This is a genomic window from Streptomyces sp. NBC_00012 (genome assembly GCF_045040875.1).
Lineage (GTDB): Bacteria > Actinomycetota > Actinomycetes > Streptomycetales > Streptomycetaceae > Streptomyces.
The window spans coordinates 2,467,001-2,491,251 of sequence record NZ_CP108309.1 but is presented as its reverse complement, the minus strand read 5'-3'; the positions used below and the strand labels follow the sequence as shown (position 1 = coordinate 2,491,251).

The 24,251-nt window shown below is 71.4% G+C and carries 18 protein-coding genes; 13 read left to right on the top strand and 5 right to left on the bottom strand.

What is annotated here, in order from left to right:
* The first annotated feature begins 21 nt into the window (after positions 1-21).
* The 3 genes from OHA19_RS11375 (at position 22) to OHA19_RS11365 (ending at position 4,113) form a co-directional block, all read left to right on the top strand.
* Positions 22-1,437, top strand: a complete 1,416-nt coding sequence (locus tag OHA19_RS11375) for an NAD(P)/FAD-dependent oxidoreductase (protein WP_405750141.1) — start codon at positions 22-24, stop codon at positions 1,435-1,437.
* Positions 1,438-1,585: 148 nt separating this feature from the next.
* Positions 1,586-2,047 (top strand): hypothetical protein, encoded by a 462-nt coding sequence (locus OHA19_RS11370; protein ID WP_405750138.1) that lies wholly within the window; start codon positions 1,586-1,588, stop codon positions 2,045-2,047.
* Between the two features lie 239 nt (positions 2,048-2,286).
* The gene (locus tag OHA19_RS11365) at positions 2,287-4,113 is read left to right on the top strand and encodes a chitinase (RefSeq protein ID WP_405750135.1); all 1,827 of its coding nucleotides are present in this window, start codon (positions 2,287-2,289) and stop codon (positions 4,111-4,113) included.
* Here the strand turns inward: OHA19_RS11365 and OHA19_RS11360 are convergent.
* Together OHA19_RS11360 and gabT are read right to left on the bottom strand one after the other, a co-directional pair.
* A complete protein-coding gene (locus OHA19_RS11360) occupies positions 4,064-4,885 on the bottom strand; it encodes a phosphatase PAP2 family protein (RefSeq protein WP_405750132.1) in 822 nt (273 codons plus the stop codon). The two genes, OHA19_RS11365 and OHA19_RS11360, sit on opposite strands and share 50 nt — an antisense overlap.
* A 146-nt stretch (positions 4,886-5,031) precedes the next feature.
* Positions 5,032-6,372 carry a 4-aminobutyrate--2-oxoglutarate transaminase gene (gene gabT / locus OHA19_RS11355; protein WP_405716893.1) on the bottom strand — a complete coding sequence of 447 codons (1,341 nt, stop codon included), beginning with the start codon at positions 6,370-6,372 and terminating at the stop codon, positions 5,032-5,034.
* 244 nt (positions 6,373-6,616) lie between these two features.
* Here gabT and OHA19_RS11350 point away from each other — a divergent pair, with 244 nt between their 5' ends.
* The 10 genes from OHA19_RS11350 (at position 6,617) to OHA19_RS11305 (ending at position 22,202) form a co-directional block, all read left to right on the top strand.
* The gene (locus OHA19_RS11350) at positions 6,617-9,055 is read left to right on the top strand and encodes an ATP/GTP-binding protein (protein WP_405716894.1); all 2,439 of its coding nucleotides are present in this window, start codon (positions 6,617-6,619) and stop codon (positions 9,053-9,055) included.
* A gap of 131 nt (positions 9,056-9,186) precedes the next feature.
* Positions 9,187-10,764 (top strand): PucR family transcriptional regulator, encoded by a 1,578-nt coding sequence (locus tag OHA19_RS11345; protein WP_405716895.1) that lies wholly within the window; start codon positions 9,187-9,189, stop codon positions 10,762-10,764.
* 221 nt (positions 10,765-10,985) lie between these two features.
* Positions 10,986-12,431: an aldehyde dehydrogenase family protein gene (locus OHA19_RS11340; RefSeq protein WP_405716896.1), complete on the top strand. Its 1,446-nt coding sequence runs from the start codon at positions 10,986-10,988 to the stop codon at positions 12,429-12,431.
* A 320-nt stretch (positions 12,432-12,751) separates the two neighbouring features.
* Positions 12,752-14,698, top strand: a complete 1,947-nt coding sequence (locus tag OHA19_RS11335; protein ID WP_405716897.1) for an acyl-CoA dehydrogenase family protein — start codon at positions 12,752-12,754, stop codon at positions 14,696-14,698.
* A gap of 104 nt (positions 14,699-14,802) precedes the next feature.
* On the top strand, positions 14,803-16,056 hold the full coding sequence (dxr, locus tag OHA19_RS11330; protein ID WP_405716898.1) for a 1-deoxy-D-xylulose-5-phosphate reductoisomerase: 1,254 nt from the start codon (positions 14,803-14,805) through the stop codon (positions 16,054-16,056).
* Positions 16,053-17,363 carry a M50 family metallopeptidase gene (locus tag OHA19_RS11325; RefSeq protein ID WP_405716899.1) on the top strand — a complete coding sequence of 437 codons (1,311 nt, stop codon included), beginning with the start codon at positions 16,053-16,055 and terminating at the stop codon, positions 17,361-17,363. The genes dxr and OHA19_RS11325 overlap by 4 nt, the downstream gene beginning before the upstream one ends.
* 254 nt (positions 17,364-17,617) lie before the next feature.
* Complete coding sequence (ispG, locus tag OHA19_RS11320) at positions 17,618-18,772, top strand: flavodoxin-dependent (E)-4-hydroxy-3-methylbut-2-enyl-diphosphate synthase (protein ID WP_405716900.1); 1,155 nt, start codon at positions 17,618-17,620, stop codon at positions 18,770-18,772.
* A 169-nt stretch (positions 18,773-18,941) separates the two neighbouring features.
* Positions 18,942-19,787 carry a GNAT family N-acetyltransferase gene (locus tag OHA19_RS11315; RefSeq protein ID WP_405716901.1) on the top strand — a complete coding sequence of 282 codons (846 nt, stop codon included), beginning with the start codon at positions 18,942-18,944 and terminating at the stop codon, positions 19,785-19,787.
* 65 nt (positions 19,788-19,852) lie between these two features.
* Positions 19,853-20,422, top strand: coding sequence for a GNAT family N-acetyltransferase (locus OHA19_RS11310; protein ID WP_405716902.1), 570 nt, complete (start codon positions 19,853-19,855; stop codon positions 20,420-20,422).
* 79 nt (positions 20,423-20,501) lie between these two features.
* Positions 20,502-22,202: a proline--tRNA ligase gene (locus tag OHA19_RS11305; RefSeq protein WP_405716903.1), complete on the top strand. Its 1,701-nt coding sequence runs from the start codon at positions 20,502-20,504 to the stop codon at positions 22,200-22,202.
* A 58-nt stretch (positions 22,203-22,260) separates the two neighbouring features.
* Here OHA19_RS11305 and OHA19_RS11300 read toward each other — a convergent pair whose 3' ends face one another.
* The 3 genes from OHA19_RS11300 to OHA19_RS11290 are packed head-to-tail and all read right to left on the bottom strand — an operon-like array spanning position 22,261 to position 24,219.
* The gene (locus tag OHA19_RS11300) at positions 22,261-23,166 is read right to left on the bottom strand and encodes an aminoglycoside phosphotransferase family protein (protein WP_405750129.1); all 906 of its coding nucleotides are present in this window, start codon (positions 23,164-23,166) and stop codon (positions 22,261-22,263) included.
* Between the two features lie 28 nt (positions 23,167-23,194).
* Positions 23,195-23,695: a ferritin-like domain-containing protein gene (locus tag OHA19_RS11295; RefSeq protein WP_405750126.1), complete on the bottom strand. Its 501-nt coding sequence runs from the start codon at positions 23,693-23,695 to the stop codon at positions 23,195-23,197.
* Positions 23,692-24,219 (bottom strand): hypothetical protein, encoded by a 528-nt coding sequence (locus OHA19_RS11290; protein WP_405750123.1) that lies wholly within the window; start codon positions 24,217-24,219, stop codon positions 23,692-23,694. The genes OHA19_RS11295 and OHA19_RS11290 overlap by 4 nt, the downstream gene beginning before the upstream one ends.
* Between the last annotated feature and the right edge of the window lie 32 nt (positions 24,220-24,251).

Genomic DNA, 24,251 nt, shown 5'->3' with positions numbered 1-24,251 from the left:
GCCCTGAAGGAGTTGGAAACCATGGCCCCAGCTGCCATGCGTACTGCTGCACAATCACTCTCCGACGCGAAGCCCGTCTCGTTCTGGCTGGACGACCCCGGCAAGCCCGACGCGCTGCCCGCGCTCACCGGTGACGAGCACTGCGACCTGCTCGTCGTCGGCGGCGGCTACAGCGGACTGTGGACCGCGCTGATCGCCAAGGAACGCGAACCGGAACGGGACGTCGTACTGATCGAGGGGCACGAGGTGGGCTGGGCCGCCTCGGGCCGCAACGGCGGATTCTGCGCCGCCTCCCTCACCCACGGCCTGCCCAACGGGCTGGAGCGCTGGCCCGAGGAGATCCACAAGCTGGAGGAGCTCGGCGAGCGCAACCTCGACGCCATCGAGGCCGCCGTCACCCGCTATTCGCTCGACTGCGAATTCGAGCGCACCGGCGAGATCGACGTCGCCACCGAACCCCACCAGCTCGAAGAACTCCACGAATGGCACCAGGAGGCGGAGAAGCTCGGCTTCACCGGGACGGATTTCCTGGACCAGGACGCGCTGCGTGCCGAGGTCGACTCGCCGACCTTCCTCGGCGGTCTCTGGGACCGGCGGGGGGTCGCCATGCTGCACCCCGCCAAGCTGGCCTGGGGCCTGAAGCGGGCCTGCATCGATCTGGGCGTGCGGGTGTACGAGCACACCCGGGGCCTCGAACTGGCCAGGACCACCGCAGGCATGGCGGTTCGCACCCCGTACGGAAGGGTCTTCGCGCGCCGGGTGGCACTCGGTACGAACATCTTCCCGTCGCTGGTCAAGCGGGTACGCCCGTACACCGTGCCGGTCTACGACTACGCGCTGATGACCGAGCCGCTCACCGCGGACCAGCTCGCCTCCATCGGCTGGAAGAACCGGCAGGGGCTGGGTGACAGCGCGAATCAGTTCCACTATTTCCGGCTGTCGTCCGACAACCGGATCCTGTGGGGCGGCTATGACGCGATCTATCCGTACGGTGGCCGGCTGAGCGCCGATCTCGATCAGCGTCCGGAGACCTTCCTCAAGCTCGCGGGCCAGTTCTTCGACTGTTTCCCGCAATTGGCGGGGGTGCGTTTCAGCCATGCCTGGGGCGGGGCGATCGATACCTGTTCGCGCTTTTCCGCGTTCTTCGGCACGGCCCATCAGGGCCGGGTCGCCTATGCCGCCGGATTCACCGGACTCGGCGTCGGCGCCACCCGTTTCGGGGCCGATGTGATGCTCGATCTGCTGGCGGGCGAACAGAACGAACGGACCACGCTGGAAATGGTCCGCAGCAAGCCGATGCCGTTCCCGCCGGAGCCCTTCGCCTGGGCCGGGATCGAGCTCACCAAGCGGTCCCTGGCCAGGGCGGACAGCAACGGCGGGCACCGCAATCTCTGGCTGCGGACGATGGACCGGCTGGGGCTCGGTTTCGACAGCTGAGTACGACGGGCAGGTCACCCCGGGGGGTGGCCTGCCCGCTCATGATGAATTCATTGCCCGAACCCGCGTAATCGATCGGCGCCACCCCTCTCTCCCGTGTGAACGCACCGGCACCGTATGGCCGGTGCACACGGAATGGAGACAGGTCATGGCTGGCGCGGGGGTCAGGGCAGCGGTCGAATGGCTGGTATCGGTGGCGCCGGATCCGGACGCCTGCCGGTGGGAATGGGAGCGCAATCCCCGGGGAATCGCGCTCCTTCCCGCCGGCCGGCGCTGGGACGTGCTGATTCTTCCGGGGGAGCTGGGCCGTCCCACCCTCGACGTACTGACCCGCCTCATCGACAGACCCGGTCCTGTTCTCTCCGACTTCGGCGACGCCCGCATGGGCTTCTTCGTGGAGCCCGGCACCGTCGCCCGCTGGGTCGGCACCGGCGTACGGGGCGTGGGGCAGGGAACCTGGATCGTCGTGCCCCATCCGGGCCGGGTGTCCAACGGCGGGGTGCGCTGGCTGATCCCGCCCGACGGCTCGGGAACCCTCACCGACGCGACACTTCTGGAGCTCGCGATGCACGAGGCGGCGGCCGGGCGGGCCGAGCGCGGCAGGGACTGACGGCGAACGGGCGAACGGGCGGGCGGGGAGGTGGCGTGCGGTCGACCGAAACATGAAGCGGTCTGTGCGGTCGACCGGGCGAACGGGAAGCGGTACGTGCGGCCGACCGGGCGGACGGGAAAACGGTGCGCGTGGTCGACCGGGCGGACGGCCCGGAACTGTCAGAGGTCTTGACAACCTGATTGGTCTGGACCATGTTGTGGCGGCCGCACTCAATTCCCCCATGCACGGAGGCCGTTGTGGAACGCACGGGACCCCCCGCCCGATTTACCGGAGTCGTGGCCGCCTTCGCGGCGGCCCTGCTCGCCGCCGGCGGCCTGACCGCCATCGCTCCGGCCGCCGCCGCTGCCGACACCGACCAGGCGCGCAACGGCGGTTTCGAGTCCGGACTCGACGGCTGGAGCTGCACCGGCGGCAGCGGAGCCACCGTCAGCACCCCGGCCCACAGCGGTACTTCGGCGCTGAAGGCGACCCCGACCGGCGCCGACAACGCCAAGTGCTCCCAGCAGGTGACGGTCCAGCCGGACTCCACCTACACGCTGAGCGCCTGGGTGCAGGGTTCCTACGTCTACCTCGGTGCGGACGGCACCGGCACCACCGACGTGTCCACCTGGGTCCAGTCGTCCGCCGACTGGAAGCAGCTCACCACCACGTTCAGGACCGGCCCCTCCACCACCCGGGTCACCGTCTACACCCACGGCTGGTTCGGCACCCTCGCCTACTACGCCGACGACCTCACCCTCATCGGTCCGGGCGGCGCCCCGGCCGAGCTCCCGGCCGCCCCCACCGGAGTCAAGGCCGGCACGGCCACCGCCTCCTCCGTCGACCTCTCGTGGGCCGGCTCCTCCGGGGCCACCGGCTACAACGTCTACCGGGGCGGCACGAAGGTCCTCTCGGTCTCCGGCACCTCCGCCACCGTGACCGGCCTCGCCGCGTCGACCGCGTACAGCTTCCAGGTCGCCGCGACCAACTCCGCCGGGGAGTCCGCCAAGTCCGCAGTCGTCTCGGCCACCACCACGGCGGGCGGCGGCGGGACCGGGGGAGGCGGCCTGCCCGCCCACGCGCTCGTCGGCTATCTGCACTCCAGCTTCGCCAACGGCTCCGGCTACACGCGGATGGCGGACGTGCCCGACTCCTGGGACGTCATCGACCTGGCCTTCGGTGAACCGACCTCGGTCACCTCGGGCGACATCCGCTTCTCGCTCTGCCCGGTCGCCGAGTGCCCGAACGTCGAGTCCGTGGCCGATTTCAAGGCGGCCATCAAGGCCAAGCAGGCCAAGGGCAAGAAGGTGCTGATCTCCATCGGCGGCCAGAACGGTCAGGTGCAGCTCGCCACCGCCGCCGCCCGTGACACCTTCGTCTCCTCGGTCAGCAAGATCATCGACGAGTACGGTCTGGACGGCCTCGACATCGACTTCGAGGGCCACTCGCTCTCGCTGAGCACCGGGGACACCGACTTCCGCAACCCCACCACCCCGGTCGTGGTCAACCTGATCTCCGCGGTGAAGTCCCTCAAGGCCAAGTACGGCGACAAGTTCGTCCTGACGATGGCCCCCGAGACCTTCTTCGTCCAGCTCGGCTACCAGTACTACGGCTCGGGCCCCTGGGGCGGCCAGGACCCCCGGGCCGGCGCCTACCTCCCGGTCATCCACGCGCTGCGCGACGACCTGACCCTGCTGCACGTCCAGGACTACAACTCGGGCTCCATCATGGGCCTGGACAACCAGTACCACTCGATGGGCGGCGCGGACTTCCACATCGCCATGACCGACATGCTGCTCACCGGCTTCCCGGTGGCGGGCGACCAGACCAAGGTCTTCCCGCCGCTCCGCCCCGACCAGGTCGCCATCGGCCTGCCCGCCTCCACCCAGGCGGGCAACGGGCACACCTCGCCCGCCGAGGTCACCAAGGCGCTGAACTGCCTGACGCAGAAGACCGACTGCGGCTCCTACCCCACCCACGGAACATGGCCCGCGCTGCGCGGACTGATGACGTGGTCGATCAACTGGGACCGGTTCAACAACGGGGAGTTCTCGAAGAATTTCGACGCCTACTTCGGCAGCTGAGGGCGGGCGGCAGCAGCACCGCCCCGAACAGGAACCAGCTGCCCAGCACGTCCAGCGGCCAGTGGTAGCCGCGCAGCACCAGACCGATGCCCGTCGCCGTGGTCAGCAGGACAGCGGCGACGGGCATCATCCATGACCACGGCCGCCGCACGTACGGCACGACCAGCAGCGCCGCCGCCCCGTACGCCATCGCGGCCGTCGCCGCATGACCGGAAGGGAAATAGCCGGTCGCGTCCGTCAGCGGCCCCGGACGGGCGATCCACGCCTTCAGCGGTACGACCAGCAGGGGCACCGCGCCCATGGCGAGCGCCGCGTACAGCGGGGCTCGGCGCGCACCGCGCACCAGGGCCCACACGATCGCGCAGCCCAGCACCGGGAGCGCGATCTGCATGTTGCCCAGATCGGCGAGGAATTCGGTCAGCCGGGCGGGCCCGTGTCCGACGACGGCCCGGCCGGTCCGCTCGTCCAGTCCGCGCAGCGGGCCGTCGGCCACGATCTGCCAGGCGGTGAGCGCGAAGAGCACCAGGAGGAGCGGTGCCGGGGAGAGGGAAAGAGCCGGCCGCCCGGGAACAGGGGGGGTGGTTCCGGGGCGGCCGGTCGGACCGGTTTGCCGCACGCCCCGGGGGGTCTGGGGCGAGCGGCCATCCGATCGGTGAGGAGTTCCGGAGCCGGAGGCTCCAGCGGTGTGCGCGAAGGCACGGCCAGGACGGCGCTGGGGAAGCTCCGACCCGGCATCGCCCGCAGTCCCCTGCGGGCGGGGTGTTTCTCTCATCTGCAGAAACCGTACGGCAGCCGATGGGGGACCGACAGCGGGAAACGGATCCCGCCATCGCCCCCCCACACGTTCTTCACAGGCCCACACGCGGGCCCCTCGTAACCCCTGCCGGAACGCCTCCCGGAGCCGGTGGGGTGCACGGATCAGATCCGGCCGAAAGCCTGCTCGATGACGTCGAGCGCCTCGTTCAGCAGGTCCTCGCCGATCACCAGCGGCGGGAGGAAGCGCAGGACGTTGCCGTACGTGCCGCAGGTGAGGACCAGGACGCCCTCCGCGTGGCAGGCCTTGGCGAGCTTCGCGGCGGCCTCCGGGTTCGGGTCCTTCGTGCCGGACTTCACCAGCTCGATCGCGATCATCGCGCCGCGACCGCGGATGTCACCGATGATGTCGCCGTTGCCGAGCTTCGACTGCATCTCGGCGAGGCGGCCCTTCATGACCTCCTCGATGCGCTTCGCCTTCCCGTTCAGGTCCAGCTCGCGCATCGTCTCGATGGCGCCGAGCGCACCCGCGCAGGCGACCGGGTTGCCGCCGTAGGTGCCGCCGAGGCCGCCGGAGTGGGCGGAGTCCATGATCTCGGCGCGGCCGGTCACGGCGGACAGCGGCAGACCGCCCGCGATGCCCTTGGCGGTGGTGATCAGGTCCGGGACGATGCCCTCGTCCTCGCAGGCGAACCACTGGCCGGTGCGGCAGAAGCCGGACTGGATCTCGTCGGCGACGAAGACGATGCCGTTGTCCTTGGCGAACTGGGCGATCGCCGGGAGGAAGCCCTTGGCCGGCTCGATGAAGCCGCCCTCGCCGAGCACCGGCTCGATGATGATCGCGGCGACGTTCTCCGCGCCGATCTGCTTGTTGATCTGGTCGATGGCCTGGGCGGACGCCTCGGCACCGGCGTTCTCGGCACCGGTCGGCCAGCGGTAGCCGTACGCCACCGGCACCCGGTAGACCTCGGGCGCGAACGGGCCGAAGCCCTGCTTGTACGGCATGTTCTTGGCGGTCAGCGCCATCGTGAGGTTGGTGCGGCCGTGGTAGCCGTGGTCGAAGACGACGACCGCGGTGCGCTTGGTGTGGATGCGGGCGATCTTCACCGCGTTCTCGACAGCCTCGGCGCCCGAGTTGAACAGCGCGGACTTCTTGGCGTGGTCGCCCGGCGTCAGCTCGGCGAGCTGCTCACAGACCTCGACGTACCCCTCGTACGGCGTGACCATGAAGCAGGTGTGGGTGAAGTCGGCGAGCTGCGCGGAGGCGCGGCGCACGACGGCCTCGGCGGAGGCGCCGACCGACGTCACGGCGATACCGGAGCCGAGGTCGATCAGACGGTTGCCGTCCACGTCCTCGATGATCCCGCCGCCGGCGCGGGCGGTGAACACCGGCAGGGTGGAGCCCACACCTGCGGCAACCGTCTCCAGACGGCGGGCCTGCAGCTCCACCGACTTCGGGCCGGGAATGGCAGTGACGACGCGGCGCTCCTGCGGGATTGCGGTCATGAGGGGCTCCTGGGGGGATGTTTCGGACGCTTCCGGGCCAGGCTAGGGGCGAGGCCGGGGGTACGGCATGTTCCGTTCGGGAGTGGTGGTCGGGTGTCGTTGTCCGTCACGGACATAGCGAGGGGGCGCGGTGGGCCCGGAACCCGTGCGGTCCGGTGCGGGAGCCTTGCTGAACTCGCCCTCCGTGCGCACTAGATTGACCGGGGCAGACGGACGGACCCGGCCGGTCAGGGGGCAACGGTTCATGAAGAGCGACGACGCGCGCGGTGCGCGGGGCACGAGCGGTACCGAGCGGGAGGGCGGCCGGCCCGATGTGCCCCGCAGTCCGGTGCCCCGCCCGGCCGGACCGCCGCCCGCCGCCCCGCCGATGCCCATCGGCGCGCCCCGGAGCGGGCCGTCCGCTGCTCCGCCGATGCCCGCCGGCCTTCCCGGGGCCGGGCCGTCGACCGCCGAGTGGCTGAACACCGTCCGCCCGGCCGCCGAGCCCGGCGTCTGGCGCTACGGACATGTGCCGCGCCCCGCCGAACGGCCGCCGCGCCCCTCCCTGCTCGGGCCGCTGCTCGCCCTGGTGCTCTGGCTGGTGATCTGGGCGCTGCTGGCGGACTTCCGGATCCCGTACATCAAGGTGCCCCTGGAAGCGGTCACGCCGGGGAGCTGGTGGGTCTTCGACACTCTGCGGGCAGGGTCCGTTCCCGCCGCCGCGTACAGCATCGAGACGCTCTACAACCAGCTGCTGGTGCTGATCGCGGGGCTGTGGGCAGCCCGCGTCGGAAACTGGGCCGGGCTCGTACGGTACTGGGCGGGCCCCCAGCTGGAACGTGCCCGGCTGATGCTCTCGGGCTTCGGTGCGCTGCTGGCCCTGTGGCTGATCTGGACCCAGAAGGTGCCGCTGCTGGACGTCCTCTTCTACTGGGTGAGGGGCTGGCTGTACAGCGGGGACCAACTGCTGGCCACGCTGGCCGCCTACGGCTCCTACGCACTGGCCATCGCCCTGGTCGTCTGGCCGATCGGCCGGGCCGGACAATGGGGTGCTTCGCTCCGTGATCTTCGGGCGCGGCGCGCAGCCGCCGGCCCGCAGAGCGCGGACAGTCCGTCGCCCGCGACCGCGACCGGAACAGAGGTGGCGACCTGGCCGGAGCTGCGCGCCGCAGGCCTCGCCGATGCGGCGGAGGTGCTCACGTCGGCCGTGCGCGCCGGGCGCATGAACGACGTGGACTGCGTACGGGTGAACCGCGCCTGGGAGCGGGCGCGGACCCGTCACGACGGCCCGGCGTCCTTCGATGAAACGGTCGTGCGCCAGGGGGCGGACGCCTTCCTGCACCCCTCGGGGCGCCGGGACCTCCCGCTCCGGACCGCACGCCACGACCTGCTGCTCGGCCAGGTCCGCATCGGCTGCTGCCCGGACGACGAACGCAATCCGTATGCGCGCAGGGGCTCGGGGGCGGCCCTGGACACCGCCGTCCTGGGCGCGTCCCTGCTGGCGGTCGGCCCGCCCGGCGCGGGCAAGACGGCGAGGCTGGTGCGCCCGGTCGTGGAGAGTCTGGCGCTTCAGGCCCTGACGGGTCGGGCGGCGGTGCTCGCGGTCGGCGCCGCGGGGGCTCAGCTCGGACCCGACGACGCGTACGACGTCATCGTGAAGATCGGTGATTCCTCGTCCGTCCACGACTTCGATCTGTACGGTGGGGCGACCGACCCCGACGAGGCCGCCGCCACGCTCGCGGAAGGGCTGGCCGGAGACGTTCCCGGCCTGGACGGCCGGCGCGCGGCCCTGGTCCTGGCCCAGTTGCTCGGCCCCTACCGGGCCGTCCACGGATGCTTCCCGGCGGTTCCGGTGCTGCGGGAACTGCTGGCCGGGGACGAGTCCACCCTCGGTGAGCTGCGTCGTTGCCTGGAAACGGGCGGTCACTCGGCCATGCTCCGCGAGCTGGACACCCGGACCCGGCAGGAGAGCGGCTCGGGAGGGCCCGCATCGCTGCTGGCCGACCGCATCGCGCTCCTCGACCGGCCGGCGTTCGCGGGGTTCTTCGCCACTGGTGCGGAGGCCCGCCCCTTCTCTCTCCGCTCCCTGGGGCAGCACCCGCTGAGGGTTCGGATCGACCTCCCGGAACGTGCGCACGCGGGGGCATCCAGGGTGCTGGCCCGCCTCGTCCTCGCACAGTTCAACACGATCGTGGCCGCCCGTGCCGACCGATCGATCTTCGCCTCTCTGGTGCTGGACGACGCGACCCACACCGTCACCGCCGAGACCGTCCAGGGGCTCAGGCGGCTCCGGTCGGTGAACGCCGGTGCCGTACTCGCGCTGCGCACCCTCGACGACGTTCCCGAGGGGCTGCACGCGGCCCTGCTGGGCGCGGTGGGATGCGGCATGATCTTCCCGGGCGTCACCACCTGGGACGGGAAGCGGTTCTCGGAGGCCTGGGGCAAGGAATGGGTCTCCGTCCGCGAGGTGGCCCAGCACGGGGTCTTCGCCGACCAGCCGTTCACCCGCGCCATGCACGCGCTGCGCAAACTCGCCACCGGCAAGGCGGTCACTGTCGACGCGGTCACCGTGCGGCAGGTGGAGCGCGAGCGCTGGTCCGCCTCCGCGCTGGCCTACGAGCTGCCCGCGGGCCACGCGGTCCTCTCCATGACGACGGTCGACGGTGAGCACGTGCCCCCGCTGCTGGTGGATCTGAACGGCTGAACGGTGCGGGGTGCGGCCCGTGCCCCGCACCGCTGGTCGTGGTCATGCCGAACCCTGCCGCTCTGGCAGAATTGGCAGGAGCCGTTCATACGGGACGGCGAAAACCGACTTCCCGAGGTCCAGCGGTTCCCATGCCCCTCACTCTCGCCTCGCTCGTCCAGCATTCGGCGCTCAGACTCACCGTGCGCGCGGGGGCGGACCGGCTCGACGCGCCCGTGCGCTGGGCGCACGCCAGCGAGCTGACCGACCCCGTGCCGTACATGGAGGGCGGCGAGTTCCTGCTCGTCACCGCCACCAACCTCGACGCCGAGAACCCCGAGGCGATGCGGCGGTACGTGCGCCGACTGGCCGGGGCCGGGGTCGTCGGCCTGGGCTTCGCCGTCGGCGTGCACTACGACGAGGTGCCGCAGGCGCTGATCGACGCGGCCGGGGAAGCGGGGCTGCCGCTCCTCGAAGTGCCCCGCCGCACCCCGTTCATCGCCATCGCCAAGGCCGTCTCCTCGGCGATCGCCGAGGAACAGTACCGGGCCGTGACGGCCGGGTTCGAGGTCCAGCGGGAGCTGACCCGGGCCGCCCTCGGGGGCGACGGACCCGGCGAACTCCTCACCCGGCTCGCCGCCCACCTCGACGGCTGGGCCGCGCTGTACGACGCGGCCGGCCAGGTCGTCGCCGCGGCACCCGAGTGGGCCGCCCGCCGCGCCGCCCGGCTCACCCCCGACGTGGAACGGCTGCGGGACCGCCCGGCACCGGCCAGCATCGTCGTCGGCGACACCGACGACCGGGTCGAGCTCCAGACCCTGGGCACCGGCCGCCGGGGCAGGGGAGCGCTGGCCGTCGGCACCGGCGCCGCACTCGGCACCGCCGAGCGGTACGCCGTGCACTCGGCCGTCGCCCTGCTGACCTTGACCACCGCACGCTCCCGGTCCCTCCAGGGCGCCGAGCAGCGCCTCGGCGCGGCGGTGCTGCGGATGCTGCTCGCCGGCCAGCCGGACCATGCCCGGGCCGTCGCCGGGGACCTGTACGGGGAGCTGCTCGACGCCCCGTTCCGGCTGCTCATCGCGGAGGCGTCCGACCCGGCCGCCCCGGCAGCGCTCGGTGAGGCGATGGAGGCGGCGGCGCTGCGGACCGGCGAGGCGCTGCTGACCGTTCCCGAGGGCGACCGGCTCGTCGTGCTGGCCGCGGACGGCGGAGCGGCGGTCGCCGCCTGTACGGCTCACGCGGAGGCCCAGGAGGCGCGGGCGCCCGCCGAAGGGGGCAAGCCGGAGGAGGACCGGGTGGTCGTGGGCCTCTCCGCACCCGCGGGCCCGATCGCCGTCTCCGCCGCGTACAAGCAGGCCGAGCAGGCCCTGTCGGTGGCCCGCCGCCGCGGCAGGGCACTGGTCGAGCACGAGGAGCTGGCAGCCGGCTCGGTGCTCCCGCTGCTCGCGGACGACGCGGTACGGGCCTTCGCCGACGGAATGCTCCGGGCCCTGCACGAGCACGACGCCAAGGGCCGCGGCGACCTCGTCGCCTCGTTGCGGGCCTGGCTCGCCCACCACGGCCAGTGGGACGCGGCCGCGGCGGACCTGGGGGTGCACCGCCACACCCTGCGCTACCGGATGCGCCGCGTCGAGGAGATCCTGGGCCGCTCGCTGGACGACCCGGATGTCCGCATGGAGCTGTGGCTGGCGCTCAAGGCGACGAGCGCCCCGTCGGCGCCGGAGGCCTAGAGACCCTAGGTGTATTGCCCTGTGAGGTTGGGGACGCGGGGTCCGGCCCGATCCAAACGAAAGGCCCTGGCCACCGAACCGGAGCTCTGCGTTCCGGCCGCATCCGACAAACCGGCGCGTCCCCGTCGCGCACTGCTCCACCCCGGACAAACGCCATGGCGGCCGTGCGGCCCTACGGTGGGGGCAAGACACCCCCACCGCTCCGAAGGGCCGGAACCTCCATGACTTCCACCCACGCCTTCTGGCTCGCCGGCCGCCAGGCCACCGGCGAGGACAGCTTCGACGTCACCAACCCCTGGGACGGTCGTCTCGTCGGCACCGTCAGCGTGCCGACCGACGCCCAGATCGAGGAGGCCGTCGCGGCCGCGCACGCCGTGCGCGAGGAGTTCGCCGCGACCCCGGCCCACGTCCGGGCCGCCGCACTCGACCACGTCGTACGCCGTCTGGTGGAGCGCACCGAGGAGATCGCCCAGCTGATCTCCGCCGAGAACGGCAAGCCCATCAAGTGGGCCCGCGGCGAGGTCGGCCGCGCCGTCTCCGTGTTCCGGTTCGCCTCGGAGGAGGCCCGCCGCTTCAACGGCGGCGACGCCCAGCGCCTGGACACCGACGCCGGCGGCACCGGCCGGCTCGGCCTGACCCGCCGCTTCCCGCGCGGCACGGTCCTGGGCATCGCACCCTTCAACTTCCCGCTCAACCTGAGCGCCCACAAGGTGGCACCGGCCATCGCCGTCGGCGCGCCGATCATCCTGAAGCCCGCCCCGGCCACGCCGATCTCCTCGCTGATCCTGGGCGAGCTGCTGGCCGAGACCGACCTGCCGGCTGGTTCGTGGTCCGTGCTGACGGTCCCCAACGACCGCATGCCCGCCCTGGTCCAGGACGAGCGCCTGCCGGTCATCTCCTTCACCGGTTCCGGCCCGGTCGGCTACTCGATCCTGGAGTCGGTGCCCCGCAAGCACTGCACCCTGGAGCTCGGCGGCAACGGCGCGGCGGTCGTCCTCGGCGACTACGCCTCGGACCAGGACCTGGACTGGGCCGCGACCCGGATCGCGACCTTCTCCAACTACCAGGGCGGCCAGTCCTGCATCTCGGTGCAGCGCGTCATCGCGGACGCCTCGGTCTACGACCGGCTGCTCCCGAAGATCGTCGCGGCCGTCGAGGCGCAGGTCACCGGCGACCCGTCGGACGCCGCCACCGACGTCGGCCCGCTGGTCAGCGAGGACGCCGCCAAGCGCGTCGAGTCCTGGGTCGACGAGGCCGTCCAGGCCGGTGCCCAGCTGCTCACCGGCGGCAAGCGGGACGGCGCCAGCTACGCGCCGACCGTGCTCGCCGAGCTCCCGGACAACGTCACCCTCGCCGGCGAGGAGGTCTTCGGACCGGTGCTGTCCGTGCAGAAGGTGGACGGCGAGGCCGAGGCGTTCGAGGCCGTCAACTCCTCCAAGTACGGCCTGCAGGCAGGCGTGTTCACGCACGACCTGCAGACCGCCTTCCGCGCCCACCGCGCCCTTGAGGTCGGCGGCGTGATCATCGGCGACGTCCCCTCCTACCGTGCGGACCAGATGCCGTACGGCGGCGCCAAGCAGTCCGGCGTCGGCCGCGAGGGCGTCCGCTACGCCATGGACGACTACACCTACGAGCGCGTGCTGGTCCTCACCGGCCTCGCCCTGTAGTCCGCGAACAGGATCGAGCCCGATCCACCGACGTCGCCTGTGTTCCGCCTGGACAGCACGACAGCAGGCGACAGCGAGATGGCCTGAACCCACTGTGCGGGGGTTCAGGCCATCTCCGTCTCCCCGTCGCATCCGCCACCGCAGGCGGGTCAGTGGAGTGGCCCCCGACCCGATCGGCGTCCGGGGGATGGTGGGCGCGCCGGGATTCGGGTACATACGGACGAGTAGAGCCGGTTGGTACCGCTGGGCGGCCGTGCAGGCGCGCCCCGAGCGGACCGGCCGCGTCCGCCCACCCACAACGCGGCGAGGTGAGCTCCTCAATGTCCGCACCATCCGCACCGAAGAACACGCCCCGGGTCACCGAGCGTGACGCGCGCCAAGTGGCCGAGGCCGCGCGCGAACAGGACTGGCAAAGGCCGAGCTTCGCCAAGGAACTCTTCCTCGGGCGCTTCCGGCTCGATCTGATCCATCCGCATCCGCTGCCGCCCGCGGACGACGTCCGGCGCGGCGAGACGTTCCTCGCCCGGCTGCGCGAGTTCTGTGAGACGAGGATCGACGGCGCCCTGATCGAGCGCGAGGCGCGAATCCCCGACGAGGTGATCAACGGCCTCAAGGAACTCGGCGCGCTCGGGATGAAGATCGACCCCAAGTACGGCGGCCTCGGCCTGACCCAGGTCTACTACAACAAGGCTCTGGCCCTGGTCGGTTCCGTGAGCCCGGCCATCGGCGCGCTGCTCTCCGCCCACCAGTCCATCGGTGTGCCGCAGCCGTTGAAACTCTTCGGCAGCCAGGAGCAGAAGGACACCTTCCTGCCCCGGCTGGCCCGTACCGACATCTCGGCGTTCCTGCTCACCGAACCGGACGTCGGCTCCGACCCGGCCCGGCTCGCCACCTCGGCGGTCCCGGACGGGCCGGACTACGTCCTGGACGGGGTGAAGCTCTGGACGACCAACGGCGTCGTCGCCGACCTGCTCGTGGTGATGGCCCGGGTGCCGGAGTCGGAAGGCCACAAGGGCGGCATCACGGCCTTCGTCGTCGAGGCGGACTCCCCGGGCATCACCGTCGAGAACCGCAACGCCTTCATGGGCCTGCGCGGCCTGGAGAACGGCGTCACCCGCTTCCACCGGGTCCGGGTTCCGGCCGCGAACCGCATCGGCCCCGAGGGCGCCGGGCTCAAGATCGCCCTCACCACGCTCAACACGGGACGGCTCTCGCTGCCCGCCATGTGCGTCGGCGCCGGGAAGTGGTGCCTGAAGATCGCCCGCGAATGGTCCGCGGTACGTGAGCAGTGGGGCAGGCCGGTCGCCCGGCACGAGGCCGTCGGCGCCAAGATCTCCTTCATCGCGGCGACCACCTTCGCCCTCGAAGCAGTGGTCGAGCTCTCCTCCCAGATGGCCGACGAGAGCCGTAACGACATCCGCATCGAAGCGGCCCTGGCCAAGCTGTACGGCTCCGAGATGGGCTGCCTGATGGCCGACGAACTCGTCCAGATCCGGGGCGGACGGGGCTTCGAGACCGCCGAGTCCCTCGCCGCCCGCGGCGAGCGGGCCGTCCCCGCCGAACAGTTGCTGCGCGATCTGCGGATCAACCGGATCTTCGAGGGATCCACCGAGATCATGCATCTGCTGATCGCCCGCGAGGCCGTCGACGCCCATCTGAAGGTCGCCGGGGACATCATCGACCCCGACAAACCCCTCTCCGCCAAGGCGAAGGCGGGCGCGAACGCGGCCGGTTTCTACGCCCGCTGGCTGCCCGGACTCGTCGCAGGACCGGGACAGCTCCCGCGTACGTACGGGGAGTTCAGCCATCCCGGCCACCCCGACCTGTCAGCCCATCTGCGCTACGTCGAACGCGCCTCGCGCAAACTGGCGCGCTCCACCTTCTACGCCATGTCGCGCTGGCAGGGCCGGATGGAGACCAAGCAGGGCTTCCTCGGCCGGATCGTCGACATCGGCGCGGAACTCTTCGCGATGAGCGCCGCCTGCGTCCGCGCCGAACTGCTGCGCTCCTCCGGCGACCACGGACGCGAGGCCTACCGGCTCGCCGACGTGTTCTGCCACCAGTCCCGCGTCCGCGTCGAGGAACTCTTCACCCGTCTGTGGTCCAACACCGACGACCTGGACCGGCGTCTGGTCGACGGCGTCCTGTCCGGTGCGTACACCTGGCTGGAAGAAGGCGTCATCGACCCGAGCGGCGAAGGGCCCTGGATCGCCGACGCCACTCCGGGACCGTCCACCAGGGAGAACGTCCACCGGACCGTCCGCTGAACCACCGGCCGGGCGGGGCGCGTCCACTCACCGGACGGGCCCCGCCCGGCCCGTGCGCGGGACGCACTGTCCACGCCCACAGGCGATGCGGCAACAATGGGGGCATGAGCGACAGCCCTGCCCCCCTCGCCGACCCGCACCTCGTCTTCGACACAGCGGAAGGCCGCCGGGATCTCGTCATCCTCGGCTCCACCGGTTCCGTCGGCACCCAGGCCATCGACCTGGTGCTGCGCAACCCCGACCGCTTCCGCGTCACCGGGCTCTCCGCCGCCGGCGGACGGGTCGCCCTCCTCGCCGAGCAGGCACGGCAGCTGCGGGTGCGTACCGTCGCGGTCGCCGCACCGGACGCCGTACCGGCGCTGCGCGAGGCGCTGCGCGAGCAGTACGGGACGGGCGAGCCGCTCCCCGAGGTCCTCGCAGGGCCCGACGCCGCCGCACAGCTGGCGGCGAGCGACTGCCACACCGTGCTCAACGGAATCACCGGCTCGATCGGACTTGCCCCCACGCTCGCCGCGCTCGGAGCGGGCCGCACGCTCGCCCTGGCCAACAAGGAGTCGCTGATCGTCGGCGGCCCACTGGTCAAGGAACTGGCGAAGCCCGGCCAGATCATCCCGGTCGACTCCGAGCACGCCGCACTCTTCCAGGCACTGGGCGCCGGTACCCGCGCCGACGTACGCAAGCTCGTCGTCACCGCCTCCGGCGGCCCCTTCCGGGGACGGACGAGGAGCGAGCTGGCGGACGTCACCCGCGAGCAGGCCCTCGCCCACCCGACCTGGGCCATGGGACCGGTCATCACGATCAACTCCGCCACCCTGGTCAACAAGGGTCTTGAGGTCATAGAGGCCCATCTCCTCTACGACATCCCGTTCGACCGGATCGAGGTCGTGGTCCACCCCCAGTCGTACGTTCACTCCATGGTGGAGTTCACCGACGGTTCCACCCTCGCCCAGGCCACGCCCCCGGACATGAAGGGCCCGATCGCCATCGGCCTCGGCTGGCCCGCCCGCATCCCGGACGCCGCCCCCGCCTTCGACTGGTCGAAGGCGTCCAGCTGGGAGTTCTTCCCCCTCGACAACGAGGCCTTCCCGTCCGTGGGTCTGGCCAGGCACGTCGGCACGCTCGGCGCCACCGCACCGGCCGTCTTCAACGCCGCCAACGAGGAATGTGTCGACTCATTCCTCGCAGGACGGCTGCCGTTCAACGGAATCATGGATACGGTCACGGCGGTGGTGGCCGAACACGGCACCCCCGCCACGGGAACTTCGCTCACGGTCGCAGACGTCCTGGAAGCGGAGACCTGGGCACGCGCCCGGGCCCGTGGACTCTCGGCGAAAGCGACAGCGGAGGCGCGCGCATGAGTATTACGACGGTCCTGCTGACGATCCTGGGCATCGCCGTCTTCGTCATCGGCCTGCTGTTCTCGATCGCCTGGCACGAGCTGGGGCACCTGTCGACCGCGAAGCTCTTCGGCATCCGCGTCCCCCAGTACATGGTCGGCTTCGGACCGACGGTCTGGTCACGGAAGAGGGGCGACACCGAGTACGGGATCAAGGCCATCCCGGCCGGCGGCTACATCCGCATGATCGGCATGTTCCCGCCGGGAGAGGACGGGCGCCTGGAGGCACGGTCCACCTCGCCCTGGCGCGGCATGATCGAGGACGCCAGGTCCGCCGCCTTCGAGGAGCTCGAACCGGGCGACGAGAAGCGCCTCTTCTACACGCGCAAGCCGTGGAAGCGCGTCATCGTGATGTTCGCCGGACCGTTCATGAACCTGGTCCTCGCGGTCGCGATCTTCCTCGGCGTGGCGATGACCTTCGGCTTCCAGACCCAGACCACCGAGGTGGCCGGTGTCCAGAAGTGCGTGATCGCCCAGAACGAGAACCGCGACACCTGCAAGAAGTCCGACCCGGTCTCGCCCGCCCAGGCGGCGGGACTCAAGAAGGGCGACAAGATCGTCGCCTTCGACGGCCGGAAGGTCGACGACTGGGCCACGCTTTCCGACAGGATCCGCAACACCATCGGCCCCGCCACCATCACCGTCCTGCGCGACGGCCGGGAGACGACCCTCCACGCCGTGCTCAAGGAGAACGCGGTGGCGAAGAAGGACTCCAAGGGCGAGGTGATCGCCGATGAGTACGTGAAGGCCGGCTACCTCGGCTTCGCCGCTCAGACCGAGATCGTCCCGCTCTCCTTCGGCGACTCGGTCGTCCGCATGGGAGACATGATCGAGAACGGCGTCGACTCGATCATCGCCCTCCCGTCCAAGATCCCGGACCTGTGGGACGCCGCCTTCGGCGACGGCGAGCGGGCGGCCGACTCCCCGGTGGGCGTCGTCGGCGCGGCCCGGATCGGCGGCGAGGTGATGACGCTCGACGTCCCGGCGACGAACCAGATCGCGATGATGCTGTTCCTGCTGGCGGGCTTCAACCTCTCGCTGTTCCTCTTCAACATGCTGCCGCTGCTGCCGCTGGACGGCGGGCACATCGCCGGAGCGCTCTGGGAGGCCCTGCGCCGCAATGTGGCCCGGGTCTTCCGGCGCCCCGACCCCGGCCCCTTCGACGTGGCCAAGCTGATGCCGGTCGCCTATGTTGTCGCCGGAGTCTTCATCTGCTTCACGTTGCTGGTGCTGGTCGCCGACATCGTGAATCCGGTCAAGATCTCCTGACCCACCAGGGTCTTGCGTTTGGATCAGGCCGGATCAGGCACCGGGGCACGCGAGCCCGGCATGATCCAAACGAGAGGCCCTGGCACCTCATGCACCACGAGTGACGGCCCGGCACACAGTGTGTGTCCGGGGCGTCGCTTTTGTGTGGCGCTCCCGTACGCGGTGTGCTCCGGGCCGTCTCCGGTGCCGTAACCTCGAAGGCCGGAGCCCGCCGATCTCGGGACCTTGATCCACACCTTGGGGATGCTCAGCGCATGACTGCGATTTCTCTCGGAATTCCGTCCGTTCCGACCAAGCTCGCCGACCGGAGGGTCAGCCGCAAGATCCAGGTCGGGTCGGTTGCGGTGGGCGGGGATGCGCCGGTGTCGGTGCAGTCGATGACGACGACGCGTACGTCGGACATCGGTGCGACGTTGCAGCAGATCGCGGAGCTGACGGCGTCGGGCTGTCAGATCGTGCGGGTGGCGTGTCCGACGCAGGACGACGCGGACGCGTTGGCGGTGATCGCGAAGAAGTCGCAGATCCCGGTGATCGCGGATATTCATTTCCAGCCGAAGTATGTGTTCGCCGCGATCGATGCGGGCTGTGCGGCGGTGCGGGTGAATCCGGGGAACATCAAGCAGTTCGACGACAAGGTGAAGGAGATCGCGCGGGCGGCGGGTGATGCGGGGACGCCGATCCGGATCGGTGTGAACGCGGGTTCGCTGGATGCGCGGTTGCTGGCGAAGTACGGGAAGGCGACTCCTGAGGCGTTGGTGGAGTCGGCGTTGTGGGAGGCGTCGCTCTTCGAGGAGCACGGTTTCCGGGACATCAAGATCTCGGTGAAGCACAACGATCCGGTGGTGATGGTGAATGCGTACCGTCAGCTGGCGGCTCGTTGTGACTATCCGTTGCATCTGGGTGTGACGGAGGCGGGTCCGGCGTTCCAGGGGACGATCAAGTCGGCGGTGGCGTTCGGTGCGTTGCTGTCGGAGGGGATCGGGGACACGATCCGGGTGTCGTTGTCGGCGCCGCCGGCCGAGGAGGTCAAGGTCGGTCTGCAGATCCTGGAGTCGCTGAATCTGAAGCAGCGGCGGCTGGAGATCGTGTCGTGTCCGTCGTGCGGGCGGGCGCAGGTGGATGTGTACAAGCTCGCGGACGAGGTCAGTGCCGGTCTGGAGGGCATGGAGGTGCCGTTGCGGGTGGCCGTGATGGGCTGTGTCGTCAACGGTCCGGGTGAGGCCCGTGAGGCGGACCTGGGTGTGGCGTCGGGCAACGGCAAGGGGCAGATCTTCGTGAAGGGCGAGGTCATCAAGACGGTGCCCGAGTCGAAGATCGTCGAGACGCTCATCGAAGAGGCCCTGAAGATCGCCGAGCAGATGGAGAAGGACGGCATCGCCTCCGGCGAGCCCGAGGTCTCCGTCAGCTGAACCGATGACCCGCACCACCGCGCCCCGCCGGACGAACCCCGTCCGGCGGGGCGCTTGCCGTGAGCGACCTCACGGGGTCCCGCAGCCCCTGTCCGCAGGCACGGGCGGCACGGATCGGCCGCGTCGGTTACAGTGCGGAAATCAGCAGACCGCATGGTGAGGCCCCCTCGTGTTGACGCAGACCACCACCCGGGTCCTCGAACCCAGCGACCTCGGAGCCGCTCTCGCCGTCCTGGAGAGCGAGCCGGTCGCCAACGCCTTCGTGACATCCCGGGTCCAGATCGCAGGTCTCGATCCCTGGCGCCTCGGCGGCGAGATGTGGGGCTGGTACGCCGACGGACGGCTCCGCTCGCTCTGCTACTCGGGCGCCAACCTCGTCCCCATCTGCGCCACCCCGGAGGCCGTCAGGGCCTTCGCCGACCGGGCCCGCCGGGCGGGCCGTCGCTGTTCCTCGATCGTCGGCCCCGCCGGGCCCACCGCCCAGCTGTGGCGGCTGCTCGAACCCGGCTGGGGACCGGCCCGTGAGGTCCGGGCCCATCAGCCGCTGATGGTCACCGAGAGCCCGTCCGCCGAGGTGACCCCCGACCCCCTGGTCCGCCGGATCCGCAAGGACGAGGTGGACGTCCTGATGCCGGCCTGCGTGGCGATGTTCACCGAGGAGGTCGGCATCTCCCCGCTCGCCGGCGACGGCGGACTCCTCTACCAGGCACGCGTCGCCGAACTCATCGGAGCCGGCCGCTCGTTCGCCCGGATCGACGACGGCAAGGTCGTCTTCAAGGCGGAGATCGGCGCCGCGACCCCGCAGGCCTGCCAGATCCAGGGCGTCTGGGTCGCCCCCGAACACCGCGGCCGAGGACTCTCCGAAACCGGCATGGCGGCGGTCCTGCGCTACGCACTGGCCGATGTCGCCCCCGTCGTCAGCCTCTACGTGAACGACTACAACACCCCCGCGCGCCGGGCCTACGCCCGGGTCGGCTTCCAGGAGACCGGCTCGTTCATGAGCGTGCTGTTCTGACCGGTCCGCGGCCGACGGTCACCCGTTCTCGCCCCGTTGCCCACCGGGGCCAGTAGGGTCGGCGCATGGCAGCAGTTTCCGGGGGTGGCCCCCCTACTCCCAGCGTCAGGATCGGGCCCATCGATCTCGCCGCGCGCGTGGACGAGGCGCTCGCCGTACAGGCCGTCGCCTTCGGCCTGGGGCCCGAAGAGGTCGAGGTACGGCGCCACATCGTCCTCAGACACCTCGACCACCCGCACGCCCGCGCCCTCGGCGCCGTCACCCCCGGCGAACGGCTCGTCGGCTTCGTCTACGGGATGCCCAACGAGCGCGGCCAGTGGTGGTCCACCGTCGTCGAGCCGTACCTCCGTGCCACCGGCTGCGTGCACTGGCTCGACGACGCGTTCGTCATCACCGAGCTCCACGTCCTGCCCGAGTTCCAGAACCGGGGCATCGGACGCGCGCTGATCACCACCATCACCGACGCCGTCGACCAGCCCCGCTCGATCCTCTCCGCCATCGACGCCGAGAGCCCGGCACGTGGCCTGTATCGCAGTCTCGGCTACCAGGACCTGGCCCGGCAGGTGCTCTTCCCCAGCGCTCCCAAGCCCTACGCGGTGATGGGAGCCCCGCTCCCCTTGCGTCGCAAGGACTAGCGGAGCGGACATTGGATTTCCGCCCACCCGTGCCGCCCGGCTAACCTCCTGACATCACCCTTGCGAGCAGGAGTTCACCATGGCCCAGGTCCAGCGCATGTCCCGATTGATGATCAAGACACTGCGCGACGACCCGGCCGACGCCGAGACGCTCAACCACAAGCTGCTCGTCCGGGCCGGATACGTACGCCGCACCGCGGCCGGAATCTGGACCTGGCTGCCGCTCGGCAAGAAGGTCCTGGAGAACATCACCCGCGTCGTCCGCGAGGAGATGGACGCCATCGGCGGCCAGGAGGTGCTGCTGCCCGCGCTGCTGCCCAAGGAGGCGTACGAGGCGAGCGGGCGGTACGACGAGTACGGCGACCTGCTGTTCCGGCTCAAGGACCGCAAGGGCGCCGACTACCTCCTCGGCCCCACCCACGAGGAGATCTTCACCCAGGTAGTCAAGGACATGTGCTCGTCCTACAAGGACCTGCCCGTGATCCTGTACCAGATCCAGACCAAGTACCGCGACGAGGCCCGTCCCCGCGCCGGTGTGCTGCGCGGCCGTGAGTTCCAGATGAAGGACTCGTACTCCTTCGACACCACCGACGAGGGCCTCGCCGAGGCGTACCAGCTGCACCGCGCCGCCTACATCCGCATCTTCGAGCGCCTCGGCCTCGACCACCGGATCGTCTCCGCCGTCTCCGGCGCCATGGGCGGCTCCGCCTCCGAGGAGTTCCTCGCACCCGCCCCGGCCGGTGAGGACACCTTCGTCGACTGCCCGAACTGCGACTACGCCGCCAACACCGAGGCCGTGACCTTCAAGGCGGTCGCCGCGAACGGCTCGGCGCACGGCCCCGTCGAGGAGCTGGACACCCCCGACACCCCGACCATCGAGACGCTCGCCGCGCACCTGGGCGTCGAGGCCTCCGCGACCCTGAAGAACCTGCTGGTCAAGGTCGACGGCGAGATCGTGGCCGTGGGCGTGCCCGGCGACCGCGAGGTCGACCTCGGCAAGCTCGGCGAGCACCTCGCGCCCGCCGTCGTCGAACTGGTCACCGCCGAGGACTTCGAGGACCGCCCCGACCTGGTACGCGGCTACGTCGGCCCGCAGGGACTGGAGAAGGTCCGCTTCATCGCCGACCCGCGCATCGCCGCCGGCACCGCCTGGATCACCGGTGCGAACAAGCCCGGCACCCACGCGAAGAACGTCGTCGCCGGCCGCGACTTCGAGGTCGACGACTACCTCGACGTCGTCGTCGTCGAGGCGGGCGACCCCTGCCCCAACTGCGGAGCCGGCCTCCGGGTGGACCGCGCCATCGAGATCGGCCACATCTTCCAGCTGGGCCGCAAGTACGCCGACATCTTCTCCCTCGACGTCCTCGGCCAGCAGGGCAAGCCCGTCCGCGTCACCATGGGCTCGTACGGCATCGGCGTCTCCCGCGCGGTGGCCGCCCTCGCCGAGCAGACCGCCGACGACAAGGGCCTGTGCTGGCCCCGCGAGATCGCCCCGGCCGATGTGCACGTCGTCGCGGCGGGCAAGGCGCTCCAGACCGAGCTGGCGCTCGACGTTTCCGAGAAGCTGAACGCCGCGGGCCTGCGCGTCCTGGTCGACGATCGTCCGGGCATCTCGCCCGGCGTCAAGTTCACCGACTCCGAGCTCATCGGCGTCCCGAAGATCCTGGTCGCCGGCCGCCGCTCGGCCGAGGGCGTCCTGGAGCTGAAGGACCGCCGCACCGGCGAGCGCGAGGAGCTCACCGTGGACGAGGCGATCGCCCGCCTCACCGCCGGCAGCTGACCCCGCGAGAAGCCGCAGGCCCCCGCGCACCGCGCGGGGGCCTGCGGCTTTCACCGCCTCACAGCCAGCTCGCGAACTCCAGCGTCAGCTCGCCCTCCTGGCGGCGGCCGGCCGCCAGCGCCCGGGTCCCGGACTCCACCGCGCGGAACAGCGTCCAGCCATGCAGCCGCTCGCGGTCCACATCCAGCGAATCGGCGAGCTTCTTGACCCGGCGGCGGGCCGTCACCGCGCCGCCGGGGGAGGCGATCAGGTCCTCGACGCGGTCGCGGACCAGGCGCGCCAGATCGTAGGCACGCTCACCGACGAGCGGCTCGGGACCGACGGTCAGCCACGGCACCCGCTCGCCGGCCAGCACCTTGCTCTGCCGGAAGTTGCCGTGCAGCAGCAGGAGTTCGGGGGAGTGGGCGACCAGCTCCTCGCGCGCCGCGAGCGCCGCGGAGACCAGCGGCTCCAGGCCCGGGTCGGCCGCCGCGCTCTCCCGCATCGGCCCGACACGGCTCCCGGTCCGTTCGGCGACCGTCTCGAAACCGTGCCCGGCCGGTGGCTCGACCCACAGCCTGCGCACCGTCCCGGCCGCCTCCAGCAGCGCCTTCGCCTCCGGCAGCGAGCGCAGTGACACCTCGGGGTGCAGCCGCTCCAGCAGCAGTGCGCCGGGTCCTGCGGCGATGAGCTGCACCGCGCCCCAGCCGTTCCAGTGGGCCAGCGCGGCCCGCTCCAGCTCGGGCGCGGCCCCGGGCGGCGCGATCTTCAGTGCGGCCGGGGTGCCGTCGGCACAGGTCACCAGCAGGACCAGACTGCTGCGGCCCCCGGGGGCGGCGACCCGCTCCACGGTCGTGTTCTGCCCGGTGACGGAAAGCGCTTCCTCGGTCAGTGGGGGAAGCCGCGCGAGCCAGTCGGCGGCGCCGTCGTCCCCGTACGACTCGCCCAGCGCCCGCACCAGACGCTGCGGCGGTTCGAAACCCATACGTGCCTTGTTCCCTTTCAGAGCTGCTTCAGTGCGCCGCGCCGGACCCGTTCGTCCCACCGGCCCCGCTCTTCGCGGCCGTCCCGGTCTTCGCGCCGGTGCCTTCAACGGCCCGCTCGGCGAGCCCGGGAAAGGCTACGCCGCTGCCCCGCCAGCGGACCGCACGCACCGCGGCCTCCCGCATGGCGTCGGCGGCCTCCCGCCTGAGCGGTCCCTCGGCGGCCCGGACAAGGTCGGAGTACACGCCCGCGACCCGGTCCTCCAGCACGGCCGCCAGCCGCACCGCCGCGGCCGGGTCCGGCACGGTGAACGGCAGAGCGTACGCGGCCTGTGCTGCCACCGGCTCACCGCCCAGTCCGCGCACGGTCCGCACCAGCGCGTCGCGCCGGGCCCGGTGCGCGTGGTGGGCCGCCGCGGCCTCGGCCCGGCGGCCCTCGGCGATCCGGCCGCCCACCACCCCGTACCCGTACACCGCCGCGTGCTCGGCGGCCAGGGCCGCCTGCGCGGCCTTCTGTGTCCTGGCGCTCATGACGAGGTCTCCTTGGCCAGTTCGGTCAGCAGATAGGCGTGGGCCGCGCCCGCCGCCGCGATCGACGCCAGCAGCCGGGCCAGCTCCGGCGGGGCCTCCATGAGGGCCGCCAGGTGCGCGTCCGCGGCGCGGCGCTCCGCCGCGGCCAGTTCCCCGACGGCGGCCTTCGCGCCGGTCGCGCGCGAGCGCGTGAAGGCGAGCGCCTGCGCGCCGTCGGGGGCCAGCGCCTTCGCGTGGGCGCGCACGGCGTCCCGCAGCGGCACGAGCCCGGCGGCGGTCGCCGGATGGGCCCTGATCACGTGCTCGTACCCGCCGAGCAGCTCCAGACTGGTCCGTGCGGCCGTTGTCCGGATCCGCTTCTCCGCCCGTGCCGCGGAGGCCTGCTCGGCAGTGCTCGCCGTCCCGGACCGGGCGGAGTCCTTCCCGCGTCCGGCCCCGTCACCGCAGCCGGCCAGCATCGCCCCCAGGGCGATGGCTCCCGTCGCGGTGAACACACCTCTGCGCGTCGTCCCCGTGCGCCGCACCTGTTCTCCTTCGGGCCTGGCCCTGACTTGAC